The 24,891-nt window shown below is 60.4% G+C and carries 24 protein-coding genes and 1 pseudogene; 12 read left to right on the plus strand and 13 right to left on the minus strand.

The window, feature by feature from the left end:
* The first annotated feature begins 69 nt into the window (after nt 1–69).
* Nucleotides 70–744 carry a DNA-3-methyladenine glycosylase I gene (locus tag PMI30_RS09895; RefSeq protein WP_007899094.1) on the plus strand — a complete coding sequence of 225 codons (675 nt, stop codon included), beginning with the start codon at nt 70–72 and terminating at the stop codon, nt 742–744.
* A gap of 99 nt (nt 745–843) precedes the next feature.
* Here PMI30_RS09895 and PMI30_RS09890 read toward each other — a convergent pair whose 3' ends face one another.
* Genes PMI30_RS09890 through arsC form a run of 3 tightly spaced genes read right to left on the minus strand, consistent with a single transcriptional unit; the run spans nt 844 to nt 2,217 of the window.
* Complete coding sequence (locus tag PMI30_RS09890) at nt 844–1,269, minus strand: DUF2069 domain-containing protein (protein ID WP_007899093.1); 426 nt, start codon at nt 1,267–1,269, stop codon at nt 844–846.
* A gap of 1 nt (nt 1,270) precedes the next feature.
* Nucleotides 1,271–1,867, minus strand: coding sequence for an NAD(P)H:quinone oxidoreductase (gene wrbA, locus PMI30_RS09885; RefSeq protein WP_008011647.1), 597 nt, complete (start codon nt 1,865–1,867; stop codon nt 1,271–1,273).
* Nucleotides 1,864–2,217: an arsenate reductase (glutaredoxin) gene (arsC, locus tag PMI30_RS09880; protein ID WP_008011649.1), complete on the minus strand. Its 354-nt coding sequence runs from the start codon at nt 2,215–2,217 to the stop codon at nt 1,864–1,866. Before arsC ends, wrbA begins: the two co-directional genes overlap by 4 nt.
* A 114-nt stretch (nt 2,218–2,331) precedes the next feature.
* Between arsC and PMI30_RS09875 the strand changes: the two genes are divergently transcribed.
* Entirely contained in the window at nt 2,332–2,799 is a 468-nt protein-coding gene (locus PMI30_RS09875) for a TlpA family protein disulfide reductase (protein ID WP_008011651.1), read from the plus strand.
* A 138-nt stretch (nt 2,800–2,937) separates the two neighbouring features.
* Here the strand turns inward: PMI30_RS09875 and PMI30_RS09870 are convergent, their stop codons facing one another.
* Together PMI30_RS09870 and PMI30_RS09865 are read right to left on the minus strand one after the other, a co-directional pair.
* On the minus strand, nt 2,938–3,342 hold the full coding sequence (locus tag PMI30_RS09870) for an META domain-containing protein (RefSeq protein ID WP_008011653.1): 405 nt from the start codon (nt 3,340–3,342) through the stop codon (nt 2,938–2,940).
* Nucleotides 3,342–3,776, minus strand: a complete 435-nt coding sequence (locus PMI30_RS09865; protein WP_007899088.1) for a hypothetical protein — start codon at nt 3,774–3,776, stop codon at nt 3,342–3,344. The genes PMI30_RS09870 and PMI30_RS09865 overlap by 1 nt, the downstream gene beginning before the upstream one ends.
* A gap of 134 nt (nt 3,777–3,910) precedes the next feature.
* Between PMI30_RS09865 and PMI30_RS09860 the strand changes: the two genes are divergently transcribed.
* Nucleotides 3,911–4,297 (plus strand): hypothetical protein, encoded by a 387-nt coding sequence (locus PMI30_RS09860; protein ID WP_008011656.1) that lies wholly within the window; start codon nt 3,911–3,913, stop codon nt 4,295–4,297.
* A 5-nt stretch (nt 4,298–4,302) separates the two neighbouring features.
* Here the strand turns inward: PMI30_RS09860 and PMI30_RS09855 are convergent, their stop codons facing one another.
* Both PMI30_RS09855 and PMI30_RS09850 read right to left on the minus strand, forming a co-directional pair.
* Nucleotides 4,303–5,292 (minus strand): 2-hydroxyacid dehydrogenase, encoded by a 990-nt coding sequence (locus PMI30_RS09855; RefSeq protein ID WP_008011658.1) that lies wholly within the window; start codon nt 5,290–5,292, stop codon nt 4,303–4,305.
* A 66-nt stretch (nt 5,293–5,358) separates the two neighbouring features.
* Nucleotides 5,359–8,109 carry a response regulator gene (locus PMI30_RS09850; protein WP_008011660.1) on the minus strand — a complete coding sequence of 917 codons (2,751 nt, stop codon included), beginning with the start codon at nt 8,107–8,109 and terminating at the stop codon, nt 5,359–5,361.
* Between the two features lie 315 nt (nt 8,110–8,424).
* On the opposite strand from PMI30_RS09850, the pseudogene PMI30_RS09845 reads away from it, so the two are divergent.
* The 6 genes and pseudogenes from PMI30_RS09845 to PMI30_RS09820 all read left to right on the plus strand — a co-directional run.
* A pseudogene (locus tag PMI30_RS09845) lies at nt 8,425–8,847 on the plus strand (DUF1016 N-terminal domain-containing protein); the annotation flags it as partial.
* Between the two features lie 113 nt (nt 8,848–8,960).
* Complete coding sequence (gene cysM / locus PMI30_RS09840) at nt 8,961–9,863, plus strand: cysteine synthase CysM (RefSeq protein WP_007899067.1); 903 nt, start codon at nt 8,961–8,963, stop codon at nt 9,861–9,863.
* Complete coding sequence (gene rlmD / locus PMI30_RS09835) at nt 9,863–11,215, plus strand: 23S rRNA (uracil(1939)-C(5))-methyltransferase RlmD (RefSeq protein WP_008011662.1); 1,353 nt, start codon at nt 9,863–9,865, stop codon at nt 11,213–11,215. The genes cysM and rlmD overlap by 1 nt, the downstream gene beginning before the upstream one ends.
* Nucleotides 11,216–11,343: 128 nt before the next feature.
* Entirely contained in the window at nt 11,344–13,587 is a 2,244-nt protein-coding gene (relA, locus tag PMI30_RS09830) for a GTP diphosphokinase (RefSeq protein ID WP_008011663.1), read from the plus strand.
* Nucleotides 13,588–13,714: 127 nt separating this feature from the next.
* On the plus strand, nt 13,715–14,548 hold the full coding sequence (gene mazG / locus PMI30_RS09825; protein ID WP_008011664.1) for a nucleoside triphosphate pyrophosphohydrolase: 834 nt from the start codon (nt 13,715–13,717) through the stop codon (nt 14,546–14,548).
* Between the two features lie 28 nt (nt 14,549–14,576).
* The gene (locus PMI30_RS09820) at nt 14,577–15,119 is read left to right on the plus strand and encodes a DUF2058 domain-containing protein (RefSeq protein WP_007899055.1); all 543 of its coding nucleotides are present in this window, start codon (nt 14,577–14,579) and stop codon (nt 15,117–15,119) included.
* Nucleotides 15,120–15,185: 66 nt separating this feature from the next.
* On the opposite strand, the gene PMI30_RS09815 is transcribed toward PMI30_RS09820, so the two are convergent.
* The 6 genes from PMI30_RS09815 to PMI30_RS09790 all read right to left on the minus strand — a co-directional run bounded on the left by PMI30_RS09815 (nt 15,186) and on the right by PMI30_RS09790 (nt 22,727).
* Entirely contained in the window at nt 15,186–15,374 is a 189-nt protein-coding gene (locus PMI30_RS09815) for a hypothetical protein (protein ID WP_008011665.1), read from the minus strand.
* 402 nt (nt 15,375–15,776) lie between these two features.
* The gene (fabB, locus tag PMI30_RS09810; RefSeq protein ID WP_008011666.1) at nt 15,777–16,997 is read right to left on the minus strand and encodes a beta-ketoacyl-ACP synthase I; all 1,221 of its coding nucleotides are present in this window, start codon (nt 16,995–16,997) and stop codon (nt 15,777–15,779) included.
* A gap of 11 nt (nt 16,998–17,008) precedes the next feature.
* Nucleotides 17,009–17,524, minus strand: coding sequence for a 3-hydroxyacyl-[acyl-carrier-protein] dehydratase FabA (gene fabA / locus PMI30_RS09805; RefSeq protein WP_007899046.1), 516 nt, complete (start codon nt 17,522–17,524; stop codon nt 17,009–17,011).
* 247 nt (nt 17,525–17,771) lie between these two features.
* Nucleotides 17,772–19,673: an ATP-binding protein gene (locus PMI30_RS09800; RefSeq protein WP_008011668.1), complete on the minus strand. Its 1,902-nt coding sequence runs from the start codon at nt 19,671–19,673 to the stop codon at nt 17,772–17,774.
* Nucleotides 19,670–20,602 (minus strand): ABC transporter substrate-binding protein, encoded by a 933-nt coding sequence (locus PMI30_RS09795; RefSeq protein WP_008011670.1) that lies wholly within the window; start codon nt 20,600–20,602, stop codon nt 19,670–19,672. Before PMI30_RS09795 ends, PMI30_RS09800 begins: the two co-directional genes overlap by 4 nt.
* A 1-nt stretch (nt 20,603) precedes the next feature.
* On the minus strand, nt 20,604–22,727 hold the full coding sequence (locus PMI30_RS09790; protein ID WP_008011671.1) for a TonB-dependent receptor plug domain-containing protein: 2,124 nt from the start codon (nt 22,725–22,727) through the stop codon (nt 20,604–20,606).
* Between the two features lie 196 nt (nt 22,728–22,923).
* Between PMI30_RS09790 and PMI30_RS09785 the strand changes: the two genes are divergently transcribed.
* The 3 genes from PMI30_RS09785 to sixA are packed head-to-tail and all read left to right on the plus strand — an operon-like array spanning nt 22,924 to nt 24,781.
* Nucleotides 22,924–23,949, plus strand: coding sequence for an NAD(P)H-dependent glycerol-3-phosphate dehydrogenase (locus PMI30_RS09785; protein WP_032835747.1), 1,026 nt, complete (start codon nt 22,924–22,926; stop codon nt 23,947–23,949).
* A 35-nt stretch (nt 23,950–23,984) separates the two neighbouring features.
* The gene (locus tag PMI30_RS09780) at nt 23,985–24,332 is read left to right on the plus strand and encodes a DUF4389 domain-containing protein (protein ID WP_008011673.1); all 348 of its coding nucleotides are present in this window, start codon (nt 23,985–23,987) and stop codon (nt 24,330–24,332) included.
* Complete coding sequence (gene sixA / locus PMI30_RS09775; RefSeq protein ID WP_008011674.1) at nt 24,329–24,781, plus strand: phosphohistidine phosphatase SixA; 453 nt, start codon at nt 24,329–24,331, stop codon at nt 24,779–24,781. Before PMI30_RS09780 ends, sixA begins: the two co-directional genes overlap by 4 nt.
* Nucleotides 24,782–24,891 lie beyond the last annotated feature (110 nt).

Below are 24,891 nucleotides of genomic sequence, written 5' to 3' on the forward strand. Positions count from 1 at the left end.
CTGACCCTCCGCTATCGCCAGCAGGCTGGCTCCCACATGAGTCTATTCACTTACTCATGAGGAGAGGGCATGCGCGATTACAAGTGGCTGAACGAATACTGCTTGAACCGCTTCGGTTCGGCGGCTGAACTGGAAGCCCATCTGCCGGTTCCCAAGACCCCGGCGCAATTGCGCAAGATCAGCGACGACCGCTACCTCTCGACCATGGCGTTGCGGGTGTTCCGCGCCGGGCTCAAGCACAGCCTGGTGGACGCCAAGTGGCCGGCGTTCGAAGAGGTGTTCTTCAAGTTCGACCCGGAAAAAGTCGTGCTGATGAGCGCCGAACATCTGGAGCGCTTGATGCAGGACGCGCGGATCATCCGCCACCTGGGCAAGCTCAAGAGCGTGCCGCGCAATGCGCAGTTCATTCTGGACGTGGCCCATGAGAAGGGCAGCTTTGGCGCTCTGATCGCCGAATGGCCGGTGACCGACATCGTCGGGTTGTGGACCTATCTGAAAAAACACGGGCATCAGTTGGGCGGATTATCGGCACCGCGATTCTTGCGGATGGTGGGCAAGGACACGTTCGTGCCGAGCTACGACGTGGTAGCAGCGCTGAGTGCGCAGAAGATCGTCGACAAGGTCCCGACTAGTCTGAGGGACATGGCCACGGTGCAGAATGCGTTCAACCAGTGGCACGAAGAGAGCGGTGGGCGGCCGATGAGCCAGATTTCGATGATGCTGGCTTACACAGTGAATCATTGAGACCGAGTCGCCCGCATCGCGAGCAGGCTCGCTCCCACATTGGATTAGCGTCGTTCACAAATCCCCTGTGGGAGCGAGCCTGCTCGCGATAGCGGTGTATCAGGCGACGCTGGTCTCGCCTTCACCCGCCAACTTGCGGTTCAACTGAAACCGCCACCGCACATACAACATTGCCGAGCAGAACACCGCCAGGCTCGCGCCCATCTCCAGTAAACCGAACAGCTGCCGGTTCGGGTCATACGCGGCCAATGCGCCCTTCATGAAATACAGGTTCACCACAAAACACATCCACGAATGCCCGCGGGCGCTGCCGACGATCATCCCCGGCGCCAGCAACAGCAGCGGCACCAGTTCGATCAGCAGAATCACCCACGGCCGCGCGCCATGCAGGTCGGCGAATACCAGGTAATAGGCGCAGAGCAGTCCCACCAAGCCGAAAAAGCACAGCAGGCTGATGACGCGCATCGCCCGTACTCGCGGTTCGAGCCATTCGATGGAAGGCAGAATCTTCGGCTTTTTGGCCATATCAGCTCACCAACTTTTGCGCAGTCTTCGCCAACCGCAGGCCCAAGGCGCGGCACAGCGCAACTTCGTGTTCATTCAAACCGCTTTTGCCGTCGGCACCGGCGTGATGGCTGGCGCCGTAAGGCGTGCCGCCACCGCGGGTTTCCAGCAGAGCCGATTCACTGTAGGGCAGGCCGGTGATCAACATGCCGTGGTGCAGCAACGGCAACATCATCGACAGCAAAGTGGTTTCCTGGCCGCCATGCAGGCTCGCGGTGGAGGTGAAAACCCCGGCCGGTTTGCCTACCAGGGCGCCGGTCAGCCACAGATTGCTGGTGCCATCGAGAAAGTATTTCAACGGTGCGGCCATGTTACCGAAGCGGGTCGGGCTGCCGAGGGCCAGGCCGGCGCAGTTCTTCAGGTCGTCGAGGCTGGCGTACAGTGCGCCTTCATCGGGAATGTCCGGCGACACGGCTTCGCACTCGGTGGAGATCGCCGGCACGGTGCGCAGGCGCGCTTCCATACCGGACTGCTCGACACCACGGGCAATCTGCCGGGCCATTTCATTGGTCGAACCGCTGCGGCTGTAATACAGCACCAGAATGTACGGCGCACTCACGGCAGCAACTCCAGCACATTCTCCGGCGGACGGCCGATGATGGCTTTGTCGCCGACTTCGAGAATCGGGCGCTCCATGAGTTTCGGGTGCGCGGCGATGGCGGCGATCAATTGCGCCTCGTTCAGGCTGCTGTCGGCCAGGTTGAGGGTTTTGTATTCGTCCTCGCCGGTGCGCAGCAATTGCCGGGCGCTGATACCGAGTTTGCTCAACAGGCTCTGGATTTGCGCGGCGTCCAGCGGCGTTTCCAGGTAGCGGACGACCGTTGGCGTCAGGCCACGGGCTTCGATGAGTTCGAGCGCACCGCGGGATTTCGAGCAGCGCGGGTTGTGATAAAGCGTCAGATCGGTCATGTGCGGGTCGCATCTTGCGTAAGGTGGCGGCTATTCTAACTGGGCGGCGCGTAATCCAGAACCTTGGGAGGCGATGGGTCGCAGGTGCATTCCATTTTTGACAAGGATCGAGACATGACAAGGCGACTGGCAGCGGCATTGGCGATTATGGGGGCGTTATTGTTGGGGGGCTGTGGCAATGACTATGGCACCGATCAAAATGGCCACAAAGTCGCCGCCGAGCGTCTGGACAAACAATGGCTGGTGCTCAATTACTGGGCTGAGTGGTGCGGCCCGTGCCGTACCGAGATTCCCGAGTTGAACGTGCTGGCCGAGCAGCTCAAGGGCAAGAAGATCGGTGTGTTCGGGGTCAACTTCGACAATGTGCAGGGCGAAGAGCTGAAAAGCGCCAGCGAGAAACTGGGGATCGCCTTCACCGTGCTGGCCCAGGACCCGGCCGACCTTTTCGAATTACCGCGCAGTGAAGCGTTGCCGGTGACTTACATCATCGATAACAAGGGCAAGGTGCGGGAACAGTTGATGGGGGAGCAGACGGCGGCGGGGGTGATGGCGAAGCTTGAGGCGTTGCAGGCGATTAACTGATCATAAGTGGACCTGTAGGAGCCAGGCTTGCCGGCGAAGGCGTACTTTGGAGCGCCTTCGCCGGCAAGCCTGGCTCCTACGAAAAGCAATTCACTGATCGTTCCCACGCTCTGCGTGGGAACGATCAGAGCGAGAGGATCAACCCTCTTCAAGCCACCAACGCAGTGGTTTGCCTTGCGCCGGCCAGAAGCGCATCTGGTCGATCGGTGAGACGTCCCAGCGCTGGACGTTTTCCAACGCCTGCAGGAAGCGTTTTTCCTGCTCCATCAACGCTGGCGCACACATTTTGCGGGTGCTGCCGATTTTGCCGAAGCTCAGCTTGTCGCCTTGCAGGGTATACGGCGCGAACCAGTGGTTGCAGCCGCCATTGCCATAGGCCCGACCGTCATCATCGAGGGTGATGGTCAGGTGGCTGTAGTCCATCAGCGGACGTTCGCCGATCCACTCCAGAATGTAGCTGCGGTTGTGTTGCAATTGCACCGGCTCGGCGGCGCAGCCCAACAGGCTGGCGCCAACCATGGCGGTCAGAGCAAGGCGTTTCATCACGCAGGCTCCTGGCACTTCTTGCACAGGTGCTTGTCGGCAACCGTGGCCCAGCCCAGCTCGGCAATGCGCGCAGTGGCCGCCGGTTTTTCTGCCTTGTTGCCCAGCTTGGCGTCGACCGCGAACTCAAAGCTCAGCTCTTTGGCGCAGCTGTCGCAGTTGACTTTCCAGGTGTGGATCGCCAGTTCGCCGAACACCGGACCACTGGCCACCGCGACCCATTGGCCCGGCGGGTTGATCAGATGGCGAACCGTTTCGACAGTCAGTCGCATGGACAAGTCCTTGCTGCCTTTAAGGGTCACTACCAGCACGTCGTTATTACGAATCGAGCCGCCGTTGCCGGTGACTTGATAACGCCCCGGCACGAGGGCGCGGCATTCGGTGAGGGTGTGTTGCGGGTTCATCAGGCTGTAGCGGAAATCGTGTTCGACCATGGGTCCTCCAAATATGCGCGATATGCTAGCACGGGCATGAACGCAGCATGGCGCGGGCGTGTGACCTTCGATCTGGTTCGAATTACCTGCCGACTCATGGCAAACTGCCGCTTTTGCATCTCTAAGGAATAGAAATGGCGTTGATCGAATGTTTTGAGTGCAAGCAACGCATCAGCTCCACGGCGCCTGCTTGCATTCATTGCGGCGCACCTTCGGTGGCAGAAGCGGCTACATCGACGCCTGCGCAGGCGCCTCTTTCTTTCGGGCGTTTACCAACCAATGAGAGCGTGCCCAGGGTGACCCCGGCCGCTTTCGGGCGCAAACGTAAAGCCGAAGTCGAGGCAGAGATCCCGGCAGTAGCACCCGGCGGGCCGCGTCCAGTGGAACTCTGGCTGAAACTGATGATTTTCTTTCTGCCGCCGTTTTTTGTCTGGTTCCTGCTGCGTCGCGGGCATTCGCTGGGACAGCGCTTGCTGGGCTTTGGCTGGCTGGCCCTGATGATCCTTTTGTCCAAGGCCTGAGCCGATCAGCTCTCGACCTGATTCTGTGGCGAACCGGCTGCCCAGGCCGCGATGTTCTGCAGGGTGGTCGCGGCAATCGCGCCCAGGGCTTCGCGGGTGAGGAAGGCCTGGTGCGCCGTGATGATGACATTCGGAAAGGTCAGCAGGCGCGCCAGCACATCGTCCTGCAGCGGCAAGTCGGAGCGATCTTCGAAGAACAGCTGCGCCTCCTCTTCATAAACATCCAGCCCCAGATAGCCCAATTGGCCGTTCTTCAACGCGTCGATTAGCGCCGGGGTGTCCACCAGACCGCCACGCCCGGTATTGATCAACATCGCGCCGGGCTGCATGTGCGCCAGCGATTCGCTGTTGATCAAGTGTTTGCTCTGTTCGTTGAGCGGGCAATGCAGGCTGATGATCTGCGACTCGGCCAGCAGTTGCGGCAAGCTGAGGTAGCGCGCGCCGAGCGCTTCGACCTGTGGGTTCGGGTAAGGATCACAGGCCAGCAACCGGCAGCCGAAGCCGTTCATGATTTTCGCGAAGGTCGCGCCGATCTGCCCGGTGCCGACTACGCCGACGGTCTTGCCCACGAGGTCGAAACCGGTAAGCCCGTGCAGGCTGAAATCCCCCTCGCGAGTACGGTTGTAGGCACGGTGCAGGCGGCGATCAAGTGCCAGGATCAGCGCCACCGCATGTTCGGCCACCGCGTGAGGCGAGTAAGCCGGAACCCGCACAATCGCCAGCCCCAGGCGCTTCGCTGCCGCCAGATCGACATGGTTGTAACCGGCCGAGCGCAGGGCGATCAGGTGTGTGCCACCCGCGGCCAGACGTTCGAGTACCGGAGCACTGAGGTCATCATTGATGAAGGCACAGACCACTTCGTGATGCTCCGCCAGCGCCACCGTGTCGAGGCTCAGTCGTGCCGGCTGGAAATGCAGCTCGATGCCGGCGGGCAGGTCGGTACTCAGAAAACTGTCGCGGTCGTAGGCCTGGCTGCTGAAAAGAATCGTGCGCATGTTGTCCTCCTGGAAGCTACAGACCTTGAGCTTAGCCTTCAAGGCGCCCAGCGTTATTGCGCTGCATCAGGCATTGATACGCGCATGCGCCGCCAGGCGATTGATGGCTCGTTCGAGTTCTTCCAGCGCGCCGGGGGCTTTGGGGTCCTGTTGTTTGAGCAGGGTTTCACTGCGTTGGCAGGCGGCGCGCAGTTGCGGGACGCCGCAATAACGGGTCGCCCCATGCAGGCGATGGACTCGCTCGATCAGGGCATTCTGGTCATTGGCTTCACGAGCGACGCGGATGGCCTCGCGGTCGGCCTCCAGGGAGGCCAGCAGCATTGCCAGCATGTCCGCCGCCAGATCGGCTTTGCCGGCCGCCAGGCGCAGGCCTTCTTCGTGATCGAGCACCTGCAACTCATTACCGTTGTTGCTTTCGCTGGAGCGCTCCGGCCCCAGATTACGCAACGCCAGGCCGGTCCATTTCAACACCACCTGCGCCAATTGCCGTTCGCTGATCGGTTTGGTCAGGTAGTCGTCCATGCCGCTTTGCAGCAACGCACGTTTTTCGTTGGCCATCGCATGGGCGGTAAGGGCAACGATCGGCAGTGGCGTGCAATGCCGCTCGCTTTCCCACTGGCGAATGGCTTCGGTGCTCTGGCGGCCATCCATGCCAGGCATCTGCACGTCCATCAGCACCAGGTCGAAGGTCTCGTTCTGCACCGCCTTGACCGCGGCGTAACCGCTTTCCACCGCGAGCACCTTGGCGCCCATGTCTTCGAGCAGGGTTTGCACCAGCAGCAGGTTGGCCGGGTTGTCGTCGACGCAAAGAACCTTTGGCGCGCGGCTGGAAACCGGCTCGCCGGGGTCGCTGCGTTGCTGGCGCGGGTTGACCATATCGGACAGGGCACGACGCAGTTTGCGCGTGCAGGCCGGTTTGGACTGGAGTTGGCTGTGGGGGTTGGGCACCGAGAGGTGGAACAGCGTCAGTTCGGTGGTCGGGCACAGCACCAACACTCTGCAGCCCAGGTGCTCGAGGTCCCAGATATGCTGGTTGAGGCGCTCCGGTGGCATGTCGTTGCTGGTGATGCCGAGCACTGCCAGGCCGATGGCCTGATCGGTCTGATGGGCGCCGGTCACGCCATTGGCCAGGCTTTCCAGAGTGTTGAACGGCGTGACTGCCAGGCCGCAGTCTTCCAGTTGATGCTGCAATGCCTGACGGGCCAGCTCATGGTTTTCCAGGACCGCCACCCGATGCCCGAGTAGCGGCGGGCCGGGCAGGTCTTCGGCGTCGTCGCGGGTTTTGGGCAGGCTCAGGCTGATCCAGAATTCCGAACCTTCGCCCGGTGTGCTGTCGACGCCGATCTCGCCGCCCATCTGTTCGATAAGGCGTTTGGAAATCACCAGCCCCAGGCCGGTGCCGCCAGGTTGTCGGGACAGCGAGTTATCAGCCTGGCTGAAGGCCTGGAACAAGGCGCGCACGTCCTGATTCGACAGGCCAATGCCGGTGTCCTGAATGCTGATGCGCAGTTGCACGCTGTCTTCATGCTCTTCTTCGAGCATCGCCCGGGCAACGATAGTGCCTTCGCGGGTGAACTTGATCGCGTTGCTCACAAGGTTGGTGAGGATCTGCTTGAGTCGCAGCGGATCGCCCACCAGTGACAGTGGCGTATCGCGATAAACCAGGCTCACCAGCTCAAGCTCTTTGGCGTGGGCGGCCGGGGCGAGGATATTCAAGGTGTCTTGCAGCAGATCGCGCAGGTTGAACGGAATATGGTCGAGTACCAGTTTGCCGGCCTCGATTTTCGAGAAGTCGAGAATCTCGTTGATGATCCCCAGCAAGCTGTCGGCGGATTTTTCGATGGTGCCCAGGTAATCGAGCTGGCGCGGCGTCAATTCGCTTTTCTGCAGCAAATGCGTGAAGCCGAGAATGCCATTGAGCGGTGTGCGGATTTCATGGCTCATGTTGGCCAGGAACTCGGATTTGATCCGGCTCGCCTCCAGGGCTTCCTTGCGCGCCAGGTCCAGCTCGATGTTCTGGATTTCGATGGTCTCCAGGTTCTGCCGCACGTCTTCGGTGGCCTGGTCGACGCTGTTTTGCAATTCTTCCTGAGCGTTCTGCAGGGTTCCGGCCATGCGGTTGATGCCGGACGCCAGTTCATCCAGCTCCTGGCTGCCGAGGGGTGGCAGGCGGGTTTCCAGATGGCCGTCCTTGAGCTGTGCCACGGCTTGTTTGATCTGGCTCAGCGGCCGGTTGATGGTCCGACCCATGCGCAACGCCAACAGCGCCGCACCGACCAGTCCCCCGCCGATCAGCAGCAGGCTGGCGAACAGGCTACGGTAACCGCGCAGCAACATGCCGTTGTGGGACAGCTCGAGTTCGACCCAACCCAGCAGACGGTCGGCTTCATCGGGGATCAGGTCGCCGGCCAGGTTGCGGTGCTTGCCGAACACTGGCAGCAGGTAACGCGTGGCGTCATTGCCACTGCGGCGCAACATTTGTGAACCGTTGCCCAAAGGCGCCGCATTGAGCATGGTCGGGCCGGCATGGGCCAGTGTCGTGCGGTCGGGGGCGAGGAAGGTCACCGCGCGCACGTCGGTTTGTTCCAGGAACTGGGTGGCGATGCGTTCCAGCAGGTCGTTGTCTTTGCGACCCATGGCCGGGGCCACCAGCGGTGCCAGCTGTTCGGCAATCATTTCGCCGCGCTGCATGAGTTGCGATTGCAGGTCCGATTGCTGCATCCAGGTGAAATAGCCGCCCAGAACCAGCGCCATCAAGGTGGTCGGTAACAGGGTCAGCAACAGCACGCGGCCTTTAATTCCCAGTTTCTTGAGCACGCATCTCTCCCGCATCCAGCTGTTTATTGACCTGCACATGCGTCCGGCACGCGCCACCTGCGCAGTGTAGCGATTTGCATGCGGGCAATCTTCGTAAAATTGATGTCGTCATTCGTCGGCCAGTTCCGCGCTTTGGTCTTGGGAGGCAAACCTTGGGTTGCCCCTGGCGACGCGGCTCTTCCAGCCACCGCCGTTCAGCTTTTGCCGGAGCGTTCCCGTTTATTTGTACGACCTTTCCTAAAGGGTATTGCCGACACCTTATGCCTGATTCGACGGAATAGACTCGCGTTTTTCCTCGTCCTCAAGGAGTTCGGCATGAATGCATCCAGCGTCCCCGGCAACGTAACCGACGACCGTTTCAATGAAGTGCTTGCGCTGATTCAAAGTGCCAAACAGCAAGCCATGCAGGCGGTGAATACTCAGCTGATCGAGCTGTATTGGCAGGTGGGTGCTTACATCAGTCGCAAGCTGGAACAGGCTGAGTGGGGCGATTCTGTGGTCAGCCAACTGGCTGAGCATCTGGCCACGTCTCAACCTGGGTTACGCGGTTTTACCCGGTCGAACTTGTTTCGCATGCGCCAGTTCTATGAGACTTATCACGCTGAAGAGAAAGTCGCACCACTGGTGCGACAATTGTCCTGGTCGCACAACCTGATCATTTTCAGCCAGAGTAAACGGCCGGAGGAGCGGGAGTTCTACGTCCGTTTGGCAGTTCAGGAAAAATGGTCGAAGCGCGAACCCGCTCAGACTGCTTATTCCCATTCGCCATAAGCCTCTTACTTTGCGTGATATGGCCTGCGCACGTTTGCCGGTATGATAGGCGCCCCCGCAGTCTGGATTGCGAATACGCCATGACCTTGCAGTACCCAACCATCGCCGATTGCGTCGGCAACACTCCGCTGGTCCGTTTGCAGCGCCTGCCTGGCGCCACCAGCAACACCCTTTTGCTCAAGCTCGAAGGGAATAACCCGGCGGGTTCGGTCAAGGACCGTCCGGCGCTGTCGATGATCACTCGCGCCGAATTGCGCGGGCAGATCCACGCCGGCGATACGCTGATCGAAGCGACCTCGGGCAACACCGGGATCGCCCTGGCCATGGCTGCCGCGATCAAGGGTTACAAGATGATCCTGATCATGCCGGACAACTCCAGCGCCGAGCGTAAAGCCGCCATGACGGCTTATGGCGCCGAGCTGATTCTGGTCAGCCAGGAAGAAGGCATGGAAGGCGCTCGCGACCTCGCCCAGCGAATGGAAGCCGAAGGCCGTGGCAAGGTGCTGGATCAGTTCGCCAACGGTGACAACCCCGAGGCGCACTACACCACCACCGGTCCGGAAATCTGGCGCCAGACCGAAGGCACCATCACTCATTTCGTTAGCTCGATGGGCACCACTGGCACCATCATGGGCGTTTCGCGCTACTTGAAAGAGCAGAACGACAACGTGCAGATCATCGGGCTGCAACCGATGGAAGGTTCGGCGATTCCGGGCATCCGTCGCTGGCCGCAGGAATACCTGCCGAAGATCTACCAGGCCGAGCGCGTGGACCGGATCGTCGACATGGCGCAAAGCGAAGCCGAAGACGTGACCCGTCGTCTGGCGCGCGAAGAAGGCATCTTCTGCGGCGTGTCCTCGGGCGGTGCCGTGGCGGCGATGCTGCGTCTGTCCAAGGAAGTTGAAAACGCGGTGATCGTCGCGATCATCTGCGACCGTGGCGACCGTTACTTGTCGACCGGCATTTTCGACGCGCCCAACTGATGGCCAAGCAAGAGAGAGGCCTGCGCTTCCAGCCCACGGGCGGCAGCAAGGCCCCGCAAGTCCCGACCGGCAAAAAGCAGCGCTTGACGATTGAGCGCCTGGCCAATGACGGTCGCGGTATCGCGTTTTTCGAAGGTCGCACCTGGTTCGTCATCGGCGCATTGGCCGGTGAAGAAGTCGAGGCGCGGGTCTTGGGTGCCCACGGCAAAGTGGTCGAGGCGCGCACCGAACGCGTGTTCCAGGCCAGTGAATTGCGCCGCCCGGCGCCGTGCGCTCATGCCGCTCGCTGCGGCGGTTGCAGCGTGCAGCATCTGCCCCACAACGAACAGCTCGCCCTGAAACAGCGCATGCTCGCCGAGCAATTGTCGCGGGTTGCCGGTGTCGAACCTGATGAGTGGGCAGCGCCGTTGAGCGGTCCGGAATTCGGCTACCGACGTCGCGCCCGAGTGGCGGTGCGTTGGGACATGAAAGCGAAAAAACTCGAAGTCGGCTTCCGCGCTGCCGGCAGTCAGGACATTGTCGCCATCAACGAATGCCTGGTGCTGGTACAGCCCTTGCAGCCGATCATGAGCCGCTTGCCGGAGATGCTGCGGCGCTTGAGCAAACCTCAGGCGCTGGGGCATGTGGAGTTGTTCAGCGGTTCGTCATTGGCGGTATTGCTGCGGCACATGGCGCCGTTGTCCGAAGCCGACATGACCATCCTCAAGGAATTCTGCGCGTTCCATGAAGCCCAGTTGTGGCTGCATGGCGATGGTGAGCCGCAACCGGTCGAGGCCGATCAGTCGCTGGGCTATCGCCTTGAACAGTGGGATTTGAACCTGGCGTATCGGCCGGGAGATTTCATTCAGGTCAATGCCGGGGTCAACGAAGCGATGGTCGCCCAGGCGTTGGCGTGGTTGGCGCCGAAACCTGATGAGCGGGTTCTGGATCTGTTTTGTGGGTTGGGCAACTTTGCCTTGCCGCTGGCCAAAGCGGTTCGTGAAGTGGTGGCGGTGGAGGGCGTGCAGGCGATGGTCGAGCGTGCCGCCGCGAATGCTGTCAGCAATAATCTGCATAACGCGAAGTTTTTTCAGGCCGATTTATCCCAGCCTTTGGCCGATGCCGAATGGGCCGATGAAGGCTTTTGTGCGGTACTCTTGGACCCACCTCGCGACGGTGCTTTCGAGGTGGTGCGCAAGATTGCGTCCCTGGGCGCCAAGCGATTGGTGTATGTGTCGTGCAACCCGGCAACGCTGGCGCGCGACACGGTCGAATTGATCAAGCAGGGCTACCGGTTAAAACGTGCCGGGATTCTCGATATGTTTCCTCAGACGGCACATGTCGAGGCCATGGCGTTATTTGAAGCGAGCTAGGACGGCTCGTCTGGTCCGACTGACCCGCTCGTGCAAAGCGCATTCGTCTTAGCCCCGCGAGTGCACACGGGCAGCAAGGGTCAGCGATTTGACGCATTGAATCTGCGTCGTAGGGAAGGTAAAGCAAGATGGTACAGGTGAGAGCACACCAGCCGATCAACACCGACGGCAGTATCAATCTCGAGGCTTGGCTCGATCATGCGGTCAGTGTCGATGCGGCACTGGATCGCGAAGCCTTGAAGGAAGCCTGCGAGTTCGCTCGCCAGGCCGAACAACAAGCCAATGCGGCGAAGAATCTGTGGTCCGAAGGGACCTCGAGTTTCCGCACGGGCCTTGAGATCGCCGAGATTCTCGCCGACCTCAAACTCGACCAGGATTCGTTGGTCGCGGCGGTGCTGTACCGCGGCGTGCGCGAAGGCCAGATCCAGTTGCCGGCAGTCAGCCAGCGTTTCGGTCCGGTGGTGGCCAAACTCATCGACGGCGTGTTGCGCATGGCGGCGATCAGCGCGAGCCTGAGCCCCCGTCAATCGCTGGTGCTGGGTACTCAGGGCCAGGTGGAAAACCTGCGCAAGATGCTGGTGGCCATGGTCGACGACGTGCGCGTCGCGCTGATCAAACTGGCTGAACGCACCTGCGCGATCCGCGCGGTGAAAACCGCCGACGACGAGAAGCGCAACCGCGTGGCCCGTGAAGTCTTCGACATTTACGCGCCGCTCGCCCACCGCCTCGGTATCGGTCATATCAAGTGGGAGCTGGAGGACTTGTCCTTCCGCTATCTTGAGCCTGACCAGTACAAGCAGATCGCCAAGTTGCTCCACGAGCGACGGCTGGATCGCGAGCGCTTTATCGCCGACGTGATGACCCAACTCAAAGACGAGTTGCAGGCCACCGGCGTCGATGCCGACATCAGCGGTCGGGCCAAACACATCTATTCGATCTGGCGCAAAATGCAGCGCAAGGGTCTGGAGTTCAGCCAGATCTACGACGTGCGCGCCGTTCGCGTGCTGGTGCCGGAAATGCGCGACTGCTACACCGCGCTCGGCATCGTCCACACCCTGTGGCGGCACATCCCGAAAGAGTTCGACGACTACATCGCCAACCCGAAAGAGAACGGCTACCGCTCGCTGCACACTGCGGTAATCGGCCCCGAAGGCAAGGTGCTGGAAGTGCAGATCCGCACCCATGCGATGCACGAAGAAGCCGAGTTGGGCGTGTGCGCGCACTGGAAGTACAAGGGCACCGACGTCAAGTCCGGCTCGAACCACTACGAAGAGAAAATCTCCTGGCTGCGTCAGGTTCTCGAGTGGCACGAAGAGCTGGGCGATATTGGTGGCCTTGCCGAACAACTGCGGGTCGATATCGAGCCGGACCGGGTCTACATCTTTACCCCGGACGGTCACGCCATCGACTTGCCGAAGGGTGCGACACCGCTGGACTTTGCCTACCGCGTGCACACCGAAATCGGTCACAACTGCCGCGGCGCCAAGATCAACGGGCGGATCGTTCCGCTTAACTACAGCCTGCAAACCGGTGAACAGGTCGAGATCATCACCAGCAAGCACGGCACGCCGAGCCGCGACTGGCTGAACCCGAACCTGGGCTACATCACCACCTCGCGGGCGCGGGCGAAGATCGTTCACTGGTTCAAATTGCAGGCGCGCGATCAGAACGTCGCGGCCGGTAAAACCTTGCTTGAGCGCGAACTCAATCGCCTCGGTCTGCCGCAGGTGGATTTCGACAAGTTGGCCGAGAAGGCCAACATGAAGACCGCCGAGGACATGTTCGCCGCATTGGGCGCAGGCGATTTGCGTCTGGCGCAATTGGTGAATCTTGCGCAGCAACTGGTCGAGCCGGAACGCGGCAACGAACAGCTGGAACTGATCCCGCGCAAAGCCACCGGCTACAAACCGGGCAAGCGTGGCGACATTCAGATCCAGGGCGTCGGCAACCTGATGACCCAAATGGCTGGCTGCTGCCAGCCATTGCCGGGGGATGCGATCGTCGGTTACATCACCCAGGGCCGTGGCGTGAGCATTCACCGTCAGGACTGCGCTTCGGTGTTGCAACTGGCCGGGCGCGAGCCGGAGCGGATCATCCAGGTCAGCTGGGGCCCGGTGCCGGTGCTCACCTATCCGGTGGACATCATCATTCGCGCCTACGACCGTTCCGGTCTGCTGCGTGACGTGTCGCAGGTGCTGCTCAACGAGCGGATCAACGTGCTGGCGGTCAACACCCGTTCGAACAAAGAGGACAACACGGCGTTGATGTCCCTGACCATCGAGATTCCGGGGCTGGATGCGTTGGGACGGTTGCTGGGGCGGATTTCCCAGTTACCGAACATCATCGAAACCCGCCGTAACCGCACGCCGTGAGAGACCTGCACGGAAATGGATGGTGACACCTGTAGGAGCGAGGCTTGCCCGCGAAGGCGGTGTGTCAGGTATGCCGCCTTCGCGGGCAAGCCTCGCTCCTACAAGTGAAGTGTGTAGAGATTAGAAGATGTATTCACTTGAAGATTTGCTGCACCTGATGAACCGTCTGCGCGACCCGCAGTACGGCTGCCCGTGGGACATCAAGCAAACCTACGCGAGCATCGTCCCGCACACCCTGGAAGAAGCCTACGAAGTCGCCGATGCGATCGAGCGCGGGGACTTCGATCATTTGCAGGGGGAGTTGGGCGACTTGTTGTTCCAGGTGGTGTATTACAGCCAACTGGCCCGGGAAGAAGGGCGCTTCGAGTTCGATGGCGTGGTCGATAGCATCACGCGCAAACTGATCCGCCGTCATCCTCACGTGTTCCCCACCGGTGATCTGTATGCGCCGCTGGACATCCCGCGCCTGAATGAAGAGCAGGTCAAGCAACGCTGGGAAGAGATCAAGGCTGAAGAGCGTGCCGAGAAGTCTTCGGCGCCAGAGCAGTTGTCCTTGCTCGACGACGTGCCTGCCGCGTTGCCGGCGCTGTCCCGTTCGGCAAAACTGCAGAAGCGCGCGGGGCAGGTCGGTTTTGACTGGCCGGACGCCTTGCCGGTGCTCGACAAGGTTCGCGAAGAGCTCGATGAAGTGCTCGAAGCCATGGCCGACAATGACTCGGCAGCGATTGCCGATGAAGTCGGCGACCTGCTGTTTTCCGTGGTCAATCTGGCTCGGCACCTCAAGGTCGATCCGGAAACCGCACTGCGCGGCGCGAACTCAAAGTTTGAAAGACGCTTCCGATTTATCGAACAGGCATTGCGCGACACCCACCGTCCCATAGAAGATTGCACCCTCGAAGAGTTGGACGCCTTGTGGGGCGAAGCCAAACGTCAGGAAAAGAATTTGCCCAGCTGCGGTTGAGCAGTTGCCTAAGTGAGAAATAAGCACCATGAGCATTTCCCTTCGCGACCAGTTGCTCAAAGCAGGGCTGGTCAATCAAAAGCAGGCCAAACAGGTCGGCAAAGAGAAGCAGAAGCAGCAACGACTGGCCCACAAAGGTCAGATTGAACTCGATGACTCCCAGCAGCGTGCCGCTCAGGAAGCCATGGCCGAGAAGGTCAAGCGCGACCAGGAGCTGAACCGCCAGCAGCAGGAGAAGGCCGAAGCGAAGGCCCGTGCCGCCCAGGTCAAGCAATTGATCGAAGTCTCGCGTCTGCCCAAGCTGACCACCGAGGACTACTACAACTTCGTCGACGACAAGAAGGTCAAGCGCATCTCCGTCAACACGCTGATGCGCAACAAGCTCAGCAGCGGTTCGCTGGCGATCGTGCATCACGCTGGCGGTTACGAAGTGATCCCTCGTGAAGCGGCTCTGAAGATTCAGGAGCGCGATCCGCAGCGCATCGTGCAGCTGAATGTGAAGACAGAAGAAGTCAGCGCCGAAGACGATCCGTACGCGGCCTATCAGATCCCTGATGATCTGATGTGGTAAGCCGTTAGAGACTGCAAAAACGACAAACCCCGCTCATGGCGGGGTTTGTCGTTTTCAATGCGGTCATTATGCAGAACGCGCTTCGCGTTGCTGCTCCAGTGTTTCCAGTTCGGCCTTGTATTTGTGGGCTTCGGTCTCGGAGTGGAACATCCCGACCAACAGGTCTTGTTGATGTACATCCCAGATGCGGATACCGGCGGCGATGCCTTCGTGGGACATATGTGAATCGTCGCGTTCAGTTACTTTTACAGTCATCTGCTAGCTCCAATCTCTGTTATCTGCAGCAAGGCGTGTGCAGGACTCCGTTATATGTTTGGTTAGCCTGCTAAGTAAACGACTAGGTTCGGTAACGGACTTTTGCAAAATCAGAGAAAATCCTGCAGCCCTTGAAACACGCGGCATTTGGTCGCAGGCCGCTGAGTTTCATGACAAAAGCTTCATGTTTGCGAAAACGAAAGTCGCAGGATGGCACCGAACCTGTGGGAGCGGGCTTGCTCGCGAAGGCGGCATGACAGTCACCCATTGTGTTGGCTCTGATGGCCTCTTCGCGAGCAAGCCCGCTCCCACAGGGATCGTGGTGTACTCATTATTCAGGCACAAAAAAAACGCCCCGAACCAGTCGGGGCGTTTTTGTGTGCAGCGTAGCGGGGCGGGGTATTACTTACCGGCCCAGCGCTTCAGTACCAGCGTGGCGTTGGTGCCACCGAAGCCGAAGCTGTTGCTCATCACGGTGTTGATGGTGGCGTCTTCGCGAGTCTTGGTCAGGATTGGCATGTCTGCCACTTCCGGGTCCAGTTCGTCGATGTTGGCGGAACCCGCCATGAAGTTGCCTTCCATCATCAGCAGGCAGTAGATCGCTTCGTGAACGCCGGCGGCGCCCAGGGAGTGACCCGACAGGCTCTTGGTGGAGCTGATGGCTGGAGCCTTGTCGCCGAACACTTCACGCACACCTTTCATTTCCATGACGTCGCCGACCGGAGTCGAGGTGCCGTGGGTGTTCAGGTAGTCGATCGGAGTGTCGACGGTGGCCATGGCCATCTGCATGCAGCGGATGGCGCCTTCGCCGCTTGGGGCGACCATGTCGTAGCCGTCGGAGGTCGCGCCGTAGCCAACGATTTCCGCGTAGATCTTCGCGCCGCGGGCCAGGGCGTGTTCCAGCTCTTCGACCACGACCATGCCGCCACCGCCGGCGATGACGAAACCGTCACGCTTGGCGTCGTAGGCGCGGGAAGCTTTTTCCGGGGTCTCGTTGTACTGGCTGGACAGTGCGCCCATGGCGTCGAACAGGAACGATTGGCTCCAGTGTTCTTCTTCACCGCCACCGGCGAACACGATGTCCTGTTTGCCCAACTGGATCTGCTCCACAGCGTTACCGATGCAGTGAGCACTGGTGGCGCACGCGGAGGAGATCGAGTAGTTCACACCCTTGATCTTGAACGGCGTGGCCAGGCAAGCCGAAACGGTGCTGCCCATGGTCCGCGTGACGCGGTACGGGCCTACGCGCTTGACGCCTTTCTCGCGCAGGATGTCCAGCGCTTCCATCTGGTTCAAGGTCGACGCGCCACCGGAACCGGCGATCAGGCCGGTACGCACGTTGGAAACCTGCTCTTCGGTCAGGCCGGAGTCTGCGATGGCATCTTTCATGGCCAGATAGGCGTAAGCCGCCGCGTGGCCGACGAAGCGAAAAATCTTGCGATCGATCAGCTCTTCGAGGGGAAGGTCAATGGAGCCGGAAACCTGGCTACGCAGACCCATTTCAGCATATTCCGGGTTGAACCGGATGCCAGGGCGGCTTGCACGCAGGTTAGCGGAGACGGTCTCTTTGTCATTGCCCAGGCACGAAACGATGCCCAGACCAGTGATAACGACGCGGCGCATGCGGATAACCCTTAGAAGTTGTCAGTGGAGGTGAAAACGCCGACCCGAAGGCCTTCGGCGGTATAGATTTCGCGGCCGTCGACGGTCACCGAACCATCGGCAATGGCCATGTTCAGCTTGCCCTTCAGGACGCGTTTGATATGAATGTTATAGGTGACTTTCTTGGCGGTTGGCAGTACCTGGCCAAAGAATTTCACTTCGCCCGAACCCAGGGCGCGTCCGCGGCCCGGCAAGCCTTGCCAGCCGAGGAAGAAACCGACCAGTTGCCACATGGCGTCAAGGCCCAGGCAGCCCGGCATTACCGGATCACCTTCGAAGTGGCAGGCGAAGAACCACAGGTCCGGAGTGATATCCAGCTCGGCGACCAATTCACCTTTGCCGTACTTGCCACCCTCTTCGCTGATATGGGTGATGCGATCGACCATCAGCATGTTCGGGGCGGGCAGTTGCGCGTTACCTGGGCCGAACAACTCACCACGACTGCAGCGCAGCAGGTCTTCCCGAGTAAAGGCGTTTTGTTTGGTCATGCGAGCTCCTCAATAGTCCATGCGGCAGGGTGGGGCGAATCTTCCCGGCCGATCGAAGCGTTCATGCCTCGAGTCAGCAGCCTACTCATAGACTATTGCGTTGTGGTGAAAGTCACAGCACCAAGGACATGAATGTACACTTGTGCACTGAAATTATTATACAAGCCCCTTTTCGGGCCTGTTCGGGTGCCTAAGACTGCCGCACTTTCGTCATTCACGCCAGTCGCAGATAGCCGAAAGGCCTGTACTACTGCACCCAACGCTGCAGAATTTGCTGCAGATCAGTGCGTTTGAAGGGCTTGGCCAGGTAATCGTTCATTCCCGCCGATAAACAGGCTTCGCGGTCGCCCTGCAAGGCATTGGCCGTCAGGGCGATGATCGGCACGTCGGCACAGCCGGGCAGTTGGCGAATCTGTCGGGTGGCCTCATAGCCGTCGATGACCGGCAGTCGGCAGTCCATCAGAATCGCGTCGAAAGTCCGGCTCTCGGCGCTACGCACCGCTTGTGCACCATCGGTGACGACGCTGACAGTAAAGCCCAGACTGCGCAACATTGCTTCGACAACGGTGCGATTGACCGCATTGTCCTCCACCAGCAGCACATTGAGACCTTCGCCGTGGTCATCGCCGGTATGTCCTCGTGGCGTCAGCACCGGCAGTGGCTGCTTATACAGAGCCAAAGGGATTTCCAGGGTGAACACCGAGCCAACGCCTTCTTCGCTCTGAGCACGCAAGGTGCCGCCCATCCGCTCAGCCAGAGTGCGGGCAATCGGCAGCCCCAGTCCGGTGCCGCCGTAACGTCTTGAAATAGAACTGTCGGCCTGCTGGAACGCATTGAACATTAACTCCAGGCTTTCGGGTGGGATGCCGATCCCGCTGTCGCGCACGGAGCAGGTGAACCACAGCAGTTCGTGATCCAGGGACTGCCACTGCGGTTCGATCGTGACGCGGCCCCGTTCGGTGAATTTCAGCGCGTTGCCGACCAGATTGACCAGAATCTGCCGGATCCGCGTCGGATCGCCCTGAACCTGCAGGACGCGCATGTCCTCGGGTACCCGCAGTTGCAGTTCCAGCCCGCGTTGCGCCGCGCTGTGCTGGAACGACTGGGCGCAACTGCCGATCAGGTCTGCGAGGTTGAACGGGATGTGCTCCAGCTCCAGTTCCGAACGCTCGATGCGCGAGAAATCGAGAATGTCGTTAATCACTTTGAGCAGGTGTTCGGTGGATTCGGAGGCCAGCGCCGCGTACTCGATCTGCTCCTCGGTCATCTCGGTGGTTTCCAGCAGTTGCAGCATGCCCAGCACGCCATTCATCGGCGTGCGCAATTCGTGACTCATCATCGCGAGGAAATCGGATTTGGCGTTGTTGGCTTTTTCCGCTTCCTCGCGGGTCTGGATCAATTGCGCCATGGCCTGATGCTGTTCGCGACTGGCTTGCTCAAGGCCTTGGGCAAGGTTGTTGATGTGCTGCGACAGAGCGCCCAGTTCAGTGTCGTCGACAATCGGCAGGGGCGTTTTGTAGTCGCCTTTCTGGATCGCCTTGACGGCGTTGCCGATGTCGTGGATCGGTTGCGACAGGCTGCCAGCCAGGCGCCGAGCCAGCAAAAACGTAAACAGCAGAGCGAACAAGGCCAGGATCCCGGCCTTGAATAGGATTTCCTGCTGGCGCTGGTTGAAGGCGTCATTGGACAGGCCGACGATCACCCGGCCCAGATAATCCTCGCCCGGCGCACTGGCGGCGCTACGGCTGTTCTGAAAAAAGTCATTGTGGAGTGCGATGCGTTGCAGGCGCACCGGTGCCTGGAACACTTCGACCTGATGCGAGCGGTTGTGGGCTTCCGACGGTTGCTCGACGTACACCAGAATCCGGTTGGCTCTGTCCTGTACTTCCAAAAAGCGTACGTTGGGCGTGGCCAGGGTGGCCTTGAGCAAACTTTCGAGCACCTCGTTGTTGCCCGAAATCACCCCGTATTCGGTGGCCGGTGCCAGTTGATTGGCGATCAGCTGACCGGTGTGATTGAGTTCCTGGCGCAGGTCCTGGATTCGCACGAAGGTGAAAAAACTGATCAGCAGCAACGTCAGCAGCAGGGCCGGGCCGAGGCTGATGATCTGAGTGCGGGTATTGATGTCCCAGCCGCGACGGAAGGTCATGGGCGTTGTTCTCCTTCGGCCAGCTGTGTTGCGACAGAGGCTTCATTCATCGGTTCAATACTGAGTGAACGAGCCACTTGCGGGTTGCTCAAGACCTTGAAGTGCTGCGGATAAAGTGCGCGCGGCCAGGTACTCGAGGGTCGGTCGAGCAGCTCGTCGAGAATTTTCAGCCAATCGTTCTGGTCGCTGTAAGTACTGGCCAGACTGCCGGCCCTGACAAAGGCTGCGTTGGGACCGATCAGGGCCAATTGCCGCGCATAGCTGCTGAGCAGCAGGTTTTTTACGGTTTTCGGGTTGTACAGATCCGGGTCGTCCAGGCCCAGCAGCACATCACTGTTTTTCAGCAGGGCCTGCAAGGGGCGGCTGTCATTGGTGTTATCCCAACGCTCGGTGACCACTTCAAGGCCCAGGGGCAGGGCGGCCTCACGCAGTTCCTTCAACAAGAATTCGCTGTGGCTGTCGAAAAGCACGCCGACCCGTCGGGCCTCAGGCAGGAGCAGTCGGGTCAGGCGCAGCTGTCGGTCCAGCGGTGGATCGCTCCAGAGCAGGCTGAGGTGCGGGGGCATTTCATTGCCCAAGCGTTGGCGGGCTTGCAGGCGGCTGATGCGCAGCACCAGCGTTGCAGGGCCCTGAGTGTCTTGCAGGCGCCAGTCGAGGCTGGGTAAGTCGAGCAGCACCAGGCGGGTGTCGACAGGCAGTTGGCCTGGCGCGGGCAGGCTGGCGAGAGGCTGGAAGCGCACGCTGTCGGTGGGGCGCAACTCGCTGAGGGCCTGAACGAAAGACTCCACGCCGGGACTGTCCTCGGCACCGGTCAGCAGAATGTCAGCGGCCCGTGCCGGCAGATTGCACAGCAGCCCGGTAAACACCAGGCACAACCCGGCCAGCAGGCGGCCAAGGGTTGGCGTCTTCGGTGACGGGCGATGCTGCATCTTAGAACTCCAGCTCCGCGCTGAAGTAGAGCACCCGGCGATCGTCGTAATTGTTGTCGACGAAGGTGGTGGGCTGATTGTCGAGGCGTTGCTGGAGGACCCCGGCCAGCTCCAGATTGGCCCTGCCCAAACCGATGCGTTTGGCGATGCGGGTGTCGACCCGTTCGAAGCGATAACCGTTGAGGGCGTCGGCACCATAGTAGAAGAGCGCGCTGTTCCAGCCCTGGCCCCAGCTGCGTAGCCAACCGGCGGAGCCGCTGTTACGCGCAGTCTGTTGTGCATCCAGCGGGTTGCTGGCTTCGGCATCGACATAGGCATAAGTCAGGCGCAGACGATCGGCGCTGCTGATGCGCCAATCCAGCTGGGTTTCAGTTCCAGTGAAGCGCGAGCTGTTCGAGTTGCTGGCGATGTACTGATTGTTGCGCAGTGGTTCGCTGATCATGCCGGTGATTTCGTCGTGGAACAGCTTCACATCGACCGCCAGCCCCCACTCTGCGAAGTAGCCGTTGTAGCCCAATTCCCGGGAGCGCATGCGTTCCTGTTCGAGGTCACCCGGGCCACGGGTCTTGACGAAATAGCGGGCGCTGGACTGACCGTAGGCACTGGGCTTCAGGTTGGTCACCTGATAACTCCAGTTCACGTTGTTCTCGAACATGTCCGGCGAGCGGATGGCTTCCGAATACACCGCGCGCAAGCCGTGGCGCGGGTTGATCAGGTAATTGACCGCTACCCGCGGGGTCAGCGAGTTGCCGGTCAAGTGCGTGTCTTCGTACATCGCGCCGCCCTGCAACAACCAGTGTTCGGTGGCGCGCCACTCGAGTTGGCCGAACGCCCGCCAGGTGGTGTCGTCGAGCGTGCCATTGAAGTAGGTCTCGGAATCTGCCCGGTCGTAACGATAGTTCATGCCACTGACCAGCCGCAGACTGTCGGACAGGCTGAGCGTGTCTTGCAGTTCGAGGTCGTAGCGTGATTCCCGGGCGCTCTGGTCAATATCGCCGCACAGCGTTTTGCTGGCGCCGTTTCGCCATTGCGTCAGGACCTGATTGGCCAGGGCTTGTTCCGCCGCTGTGCCGGAGGGCGCGCCGAGGCCGGCGAAACGTGCGATGTTGCGCGCCAGACGTTCGGTGTAATTGGGATTGAGCTGCCAAAGTTGGGTCAGCTGCGGGCTGAACGAGACCTCGGCATCGCAGGCACGCCAGGTTTGCTGGCGATCCCAGTGTTGCGCCGAGCCTTGAATATAAAGGCTGTGATCGGGATTGATGTCCAGATTCCAGCGCAGCGAGCCGGCATAGTCCTTGGCGATGACGTCGGAATTGTTCCCTGCGGCGGTAATCCCTGAAAATACGGGACGATAGGTATAGGGCCGCTGGTTGGTCCCGTCCTTGGCATTCAGTTGCCAGTCGATGCTCTGGTTTTCATTGAGCGTCTGGCTGACGGCGAGGCTGAAGCGGTTCAAACGACGGCTGTCGCGGTAATCGGCACCGGTGCGGTTCGAGTCGAAGCCATCGTCTTGTTGGCCGGACAGCGACAGGCGCAAGTCGCCGCTGTCCCAACCGATGCCCTGGCTGGCGTAGAAATCGTTGATGCCGCGCTGGCCACGGGTGACTTTCAGCCGCGTGCCGTGGCTGTCGGCCGGTTTGCGGGTGATGATATTGACCACCGCCATCAGCGCGTTGGCGCCGTAGCTGACGGTGTTCGGGCCACGGAAAACCTCGATGCGCTCGATGTCTTCCATGGCCACCGGAATATCACTCCAGTCCACTGTGGCCAGGCCGGCGCGGTACACCGAGCGGCCGTCGATCAACACCTGCATGCGCCGCGCTTCGCTGGCATTGGTGCCGTGATAGTTCACCGCCGCCTGATTGCCGCTGATATTACCGACCATCATCCCCGGCACCAGCCGCAGCAACTCGCTGATGTCCCGCGCGCCGCTGGCATTGATCAGTTCGCTGTCGATCACCGTCATGCTCCCCGGCACGGCCGCAGGCGACTGCTTCAGGCGTGTCGCCGTCAGCACTTGCGGCAACGGATCATTGTCGAGGAACAGGTCGTCGGCCAGCAATGGCGAGCTGAAGATCAGCGCCAATACCAGCGGCGAGCGAGGACAGGGAAAGCCAAAAGACACGGCACGGCCTTGATAGCGATTAGTTGGCGCGCATGTTAACCGAGCGCAAAGACTTTTCCAGTCACGTTATGGGCATTTTCCTCGGTTTTCTTGGTCTTCTTCCTACAAGTGTCGGTAATTGATGCTGGGGCTGGCCGCGACCGGGCCGCTCCGTATAATGCCGGCATCGCCACTGGTATGGATTAACGGATTGCATATGACTGAACAGCGCCCAATTGCGGTCCTGGGAGGCGGAAGTTTTGGTACCGCCGTGGCTAATCTGTTGGCCGAGAATGGGCATCAGGTCCGGCTGTGGATGCGCGACCCCGAACAGGCCGAGGCCATTCGGGTCAATCGTGAGAACCCGCGTTACCTCAAAGGCATCAAGATTCTTCCGGCAGTGGACGCGGTCACGGACCTGCAAGCCACCCTGGAGGCCTGCGATCTGTGCTTCGTCGCGCTGCCGTCCAGCGCGCTGCGCGCGGTCCTGGTCCCTCACGCCGAACGTTTGAGCGGCAAACTGCTGGTGAGCCTGACCAAAGGCATCGAAGCCCATACGTTCAAGCTGATGAGCGAGATCCTCGAAGAAATCGCCCCACAAGCGCGCATCGGCGTGCTGTCGGGCCCGAATCTGGCCCGTGAAATCGCCGAGCACGCGCTGACCGCCACCGTGGTCGCCAGCGAAGACGAAGCGCTTTGCCAACAGGTTCAGGAAGCGCTGCATGGCCGGACCTTTCGCGTGTACGCCAGCGCCGACCGCTATGGCGTGGAGCTGGGCGGGGCGCTGAAAAACGTCTACGCAATCATCGCCGGCATGGCGGTGGCGTTGGGCATGGGTGAAAACACCAAGAGCATGCTGATCACCCGGGCACTGGCGGAAATGACCCGCTTCGCAGTGAATCAGGGCGCCAACCCGATGACTTTCCTTGGCTTGGCGGGTGTCGGCGATTTGATCGTCACCTGTTCGTCGCCCAAAAGCCGCAACTATCAGGTCGGGTTTGCCCTCGGCCAGGGCTTGAGCCTGGAGGACGCGGTGACGCGTCTGGGCGAAGTCGCCGAAGGCGTGAACACCCTTAAGGTGCTCAAGGCCAAGGCGCAGGACGCGGGCGTGTATATGCCATTGGTCGCCGGATTGCATGCGATTCTGTTCGAAGGGCGCACGCTTGATCAGGTGATTGAGTTGTTGATGCGTGGTGAACCGAAAACCGACGTGGATTTTATCTCCACCAGTGGTTTCAACTGAGCACTTAACCGAGACGGGCAGGGAGCGACACAGACATGAATGATCCGAAAGTAGAAGCCAAGTACGAATCCATCCTGCTGCGAGTGCTGTGGATGATTGTCTATGTGCTGGTCTGGCAAGTGGCGCAATTGATCCTCGGTGCGGTGGTGTTTGTGCAGCTGATCTATCGTTTGATTTATGGCGCACCGAGCGCCAGCTTGATGAATTTCGGCGACAGCCTGAGCCAGTTTCTGGCGCAGATCGGTCGTTTCGGCAGCTTTCACAGCGACCAGAAGCCCTGGCCGTTCGCCGACTGGCCGACGCCGCGTACACCGGAAGGTGAAGCCCCGCACGTTGTGGCGCCAGCACCGCATCCGGCCCGAGATGAGGAACCGAAGCTATGAAACTCTGGGTATTGCGTCATGGTGAAGCCGAACCTCACGGTACTCGCCCCGACTCCGAGCGGACATTGACCGCCCACGGCCGTGGAGAGGTGTTGCGTGCTGCCGCCTATTTGATGGGCAAGCCGCTCACTGCCATTTATGCCAGTCCTTATCAGCGAGCGCAGGAGACGGCAGAAATTGTGCGCACGACGCTCGGTTTCGCGCCGGAGATTCGCACCGTCGACTGGCTGACCCCGGATAGCGATCCGGACAAGGTGGCGGAGCAACTTGTGTCGGTGAGTGACGTTCTATTGGTCAGTCACAATCCGCTGGTGGGCAACTTGCTGAGCTATCTGCAGCATGGCGCCGGCCATCCACCGGAAAAAGTCAGCACCGCCGGCCTGGCTGAGCTTGAGAACAATGAACTGCTGATCGGGTCGATGAAGCTCAACGGCATCAAGCACCCGTAATCGCTGCGGCTGTGGCCTCTGCTTCTGCGCTGGCCTTTGCTTCTGCTTTTGTAGGAGCGAGGCTCGCCCGCGAAGCTTTTAGCGTTTTCGAAGGCCCCTTCGCGGGCAAG

The sequence above is a fragment of the Pseudomonas sp. GM50 genome (assembly GCF_000282375.1).
In the GTDB taxonomy this organism is placed as follows: domain Bacteria; phylum Pseudomonadota; class Gammaproteobacteria; order Pseudomonadales; family Pseudomonadaceae; genus Aquipseudomonas.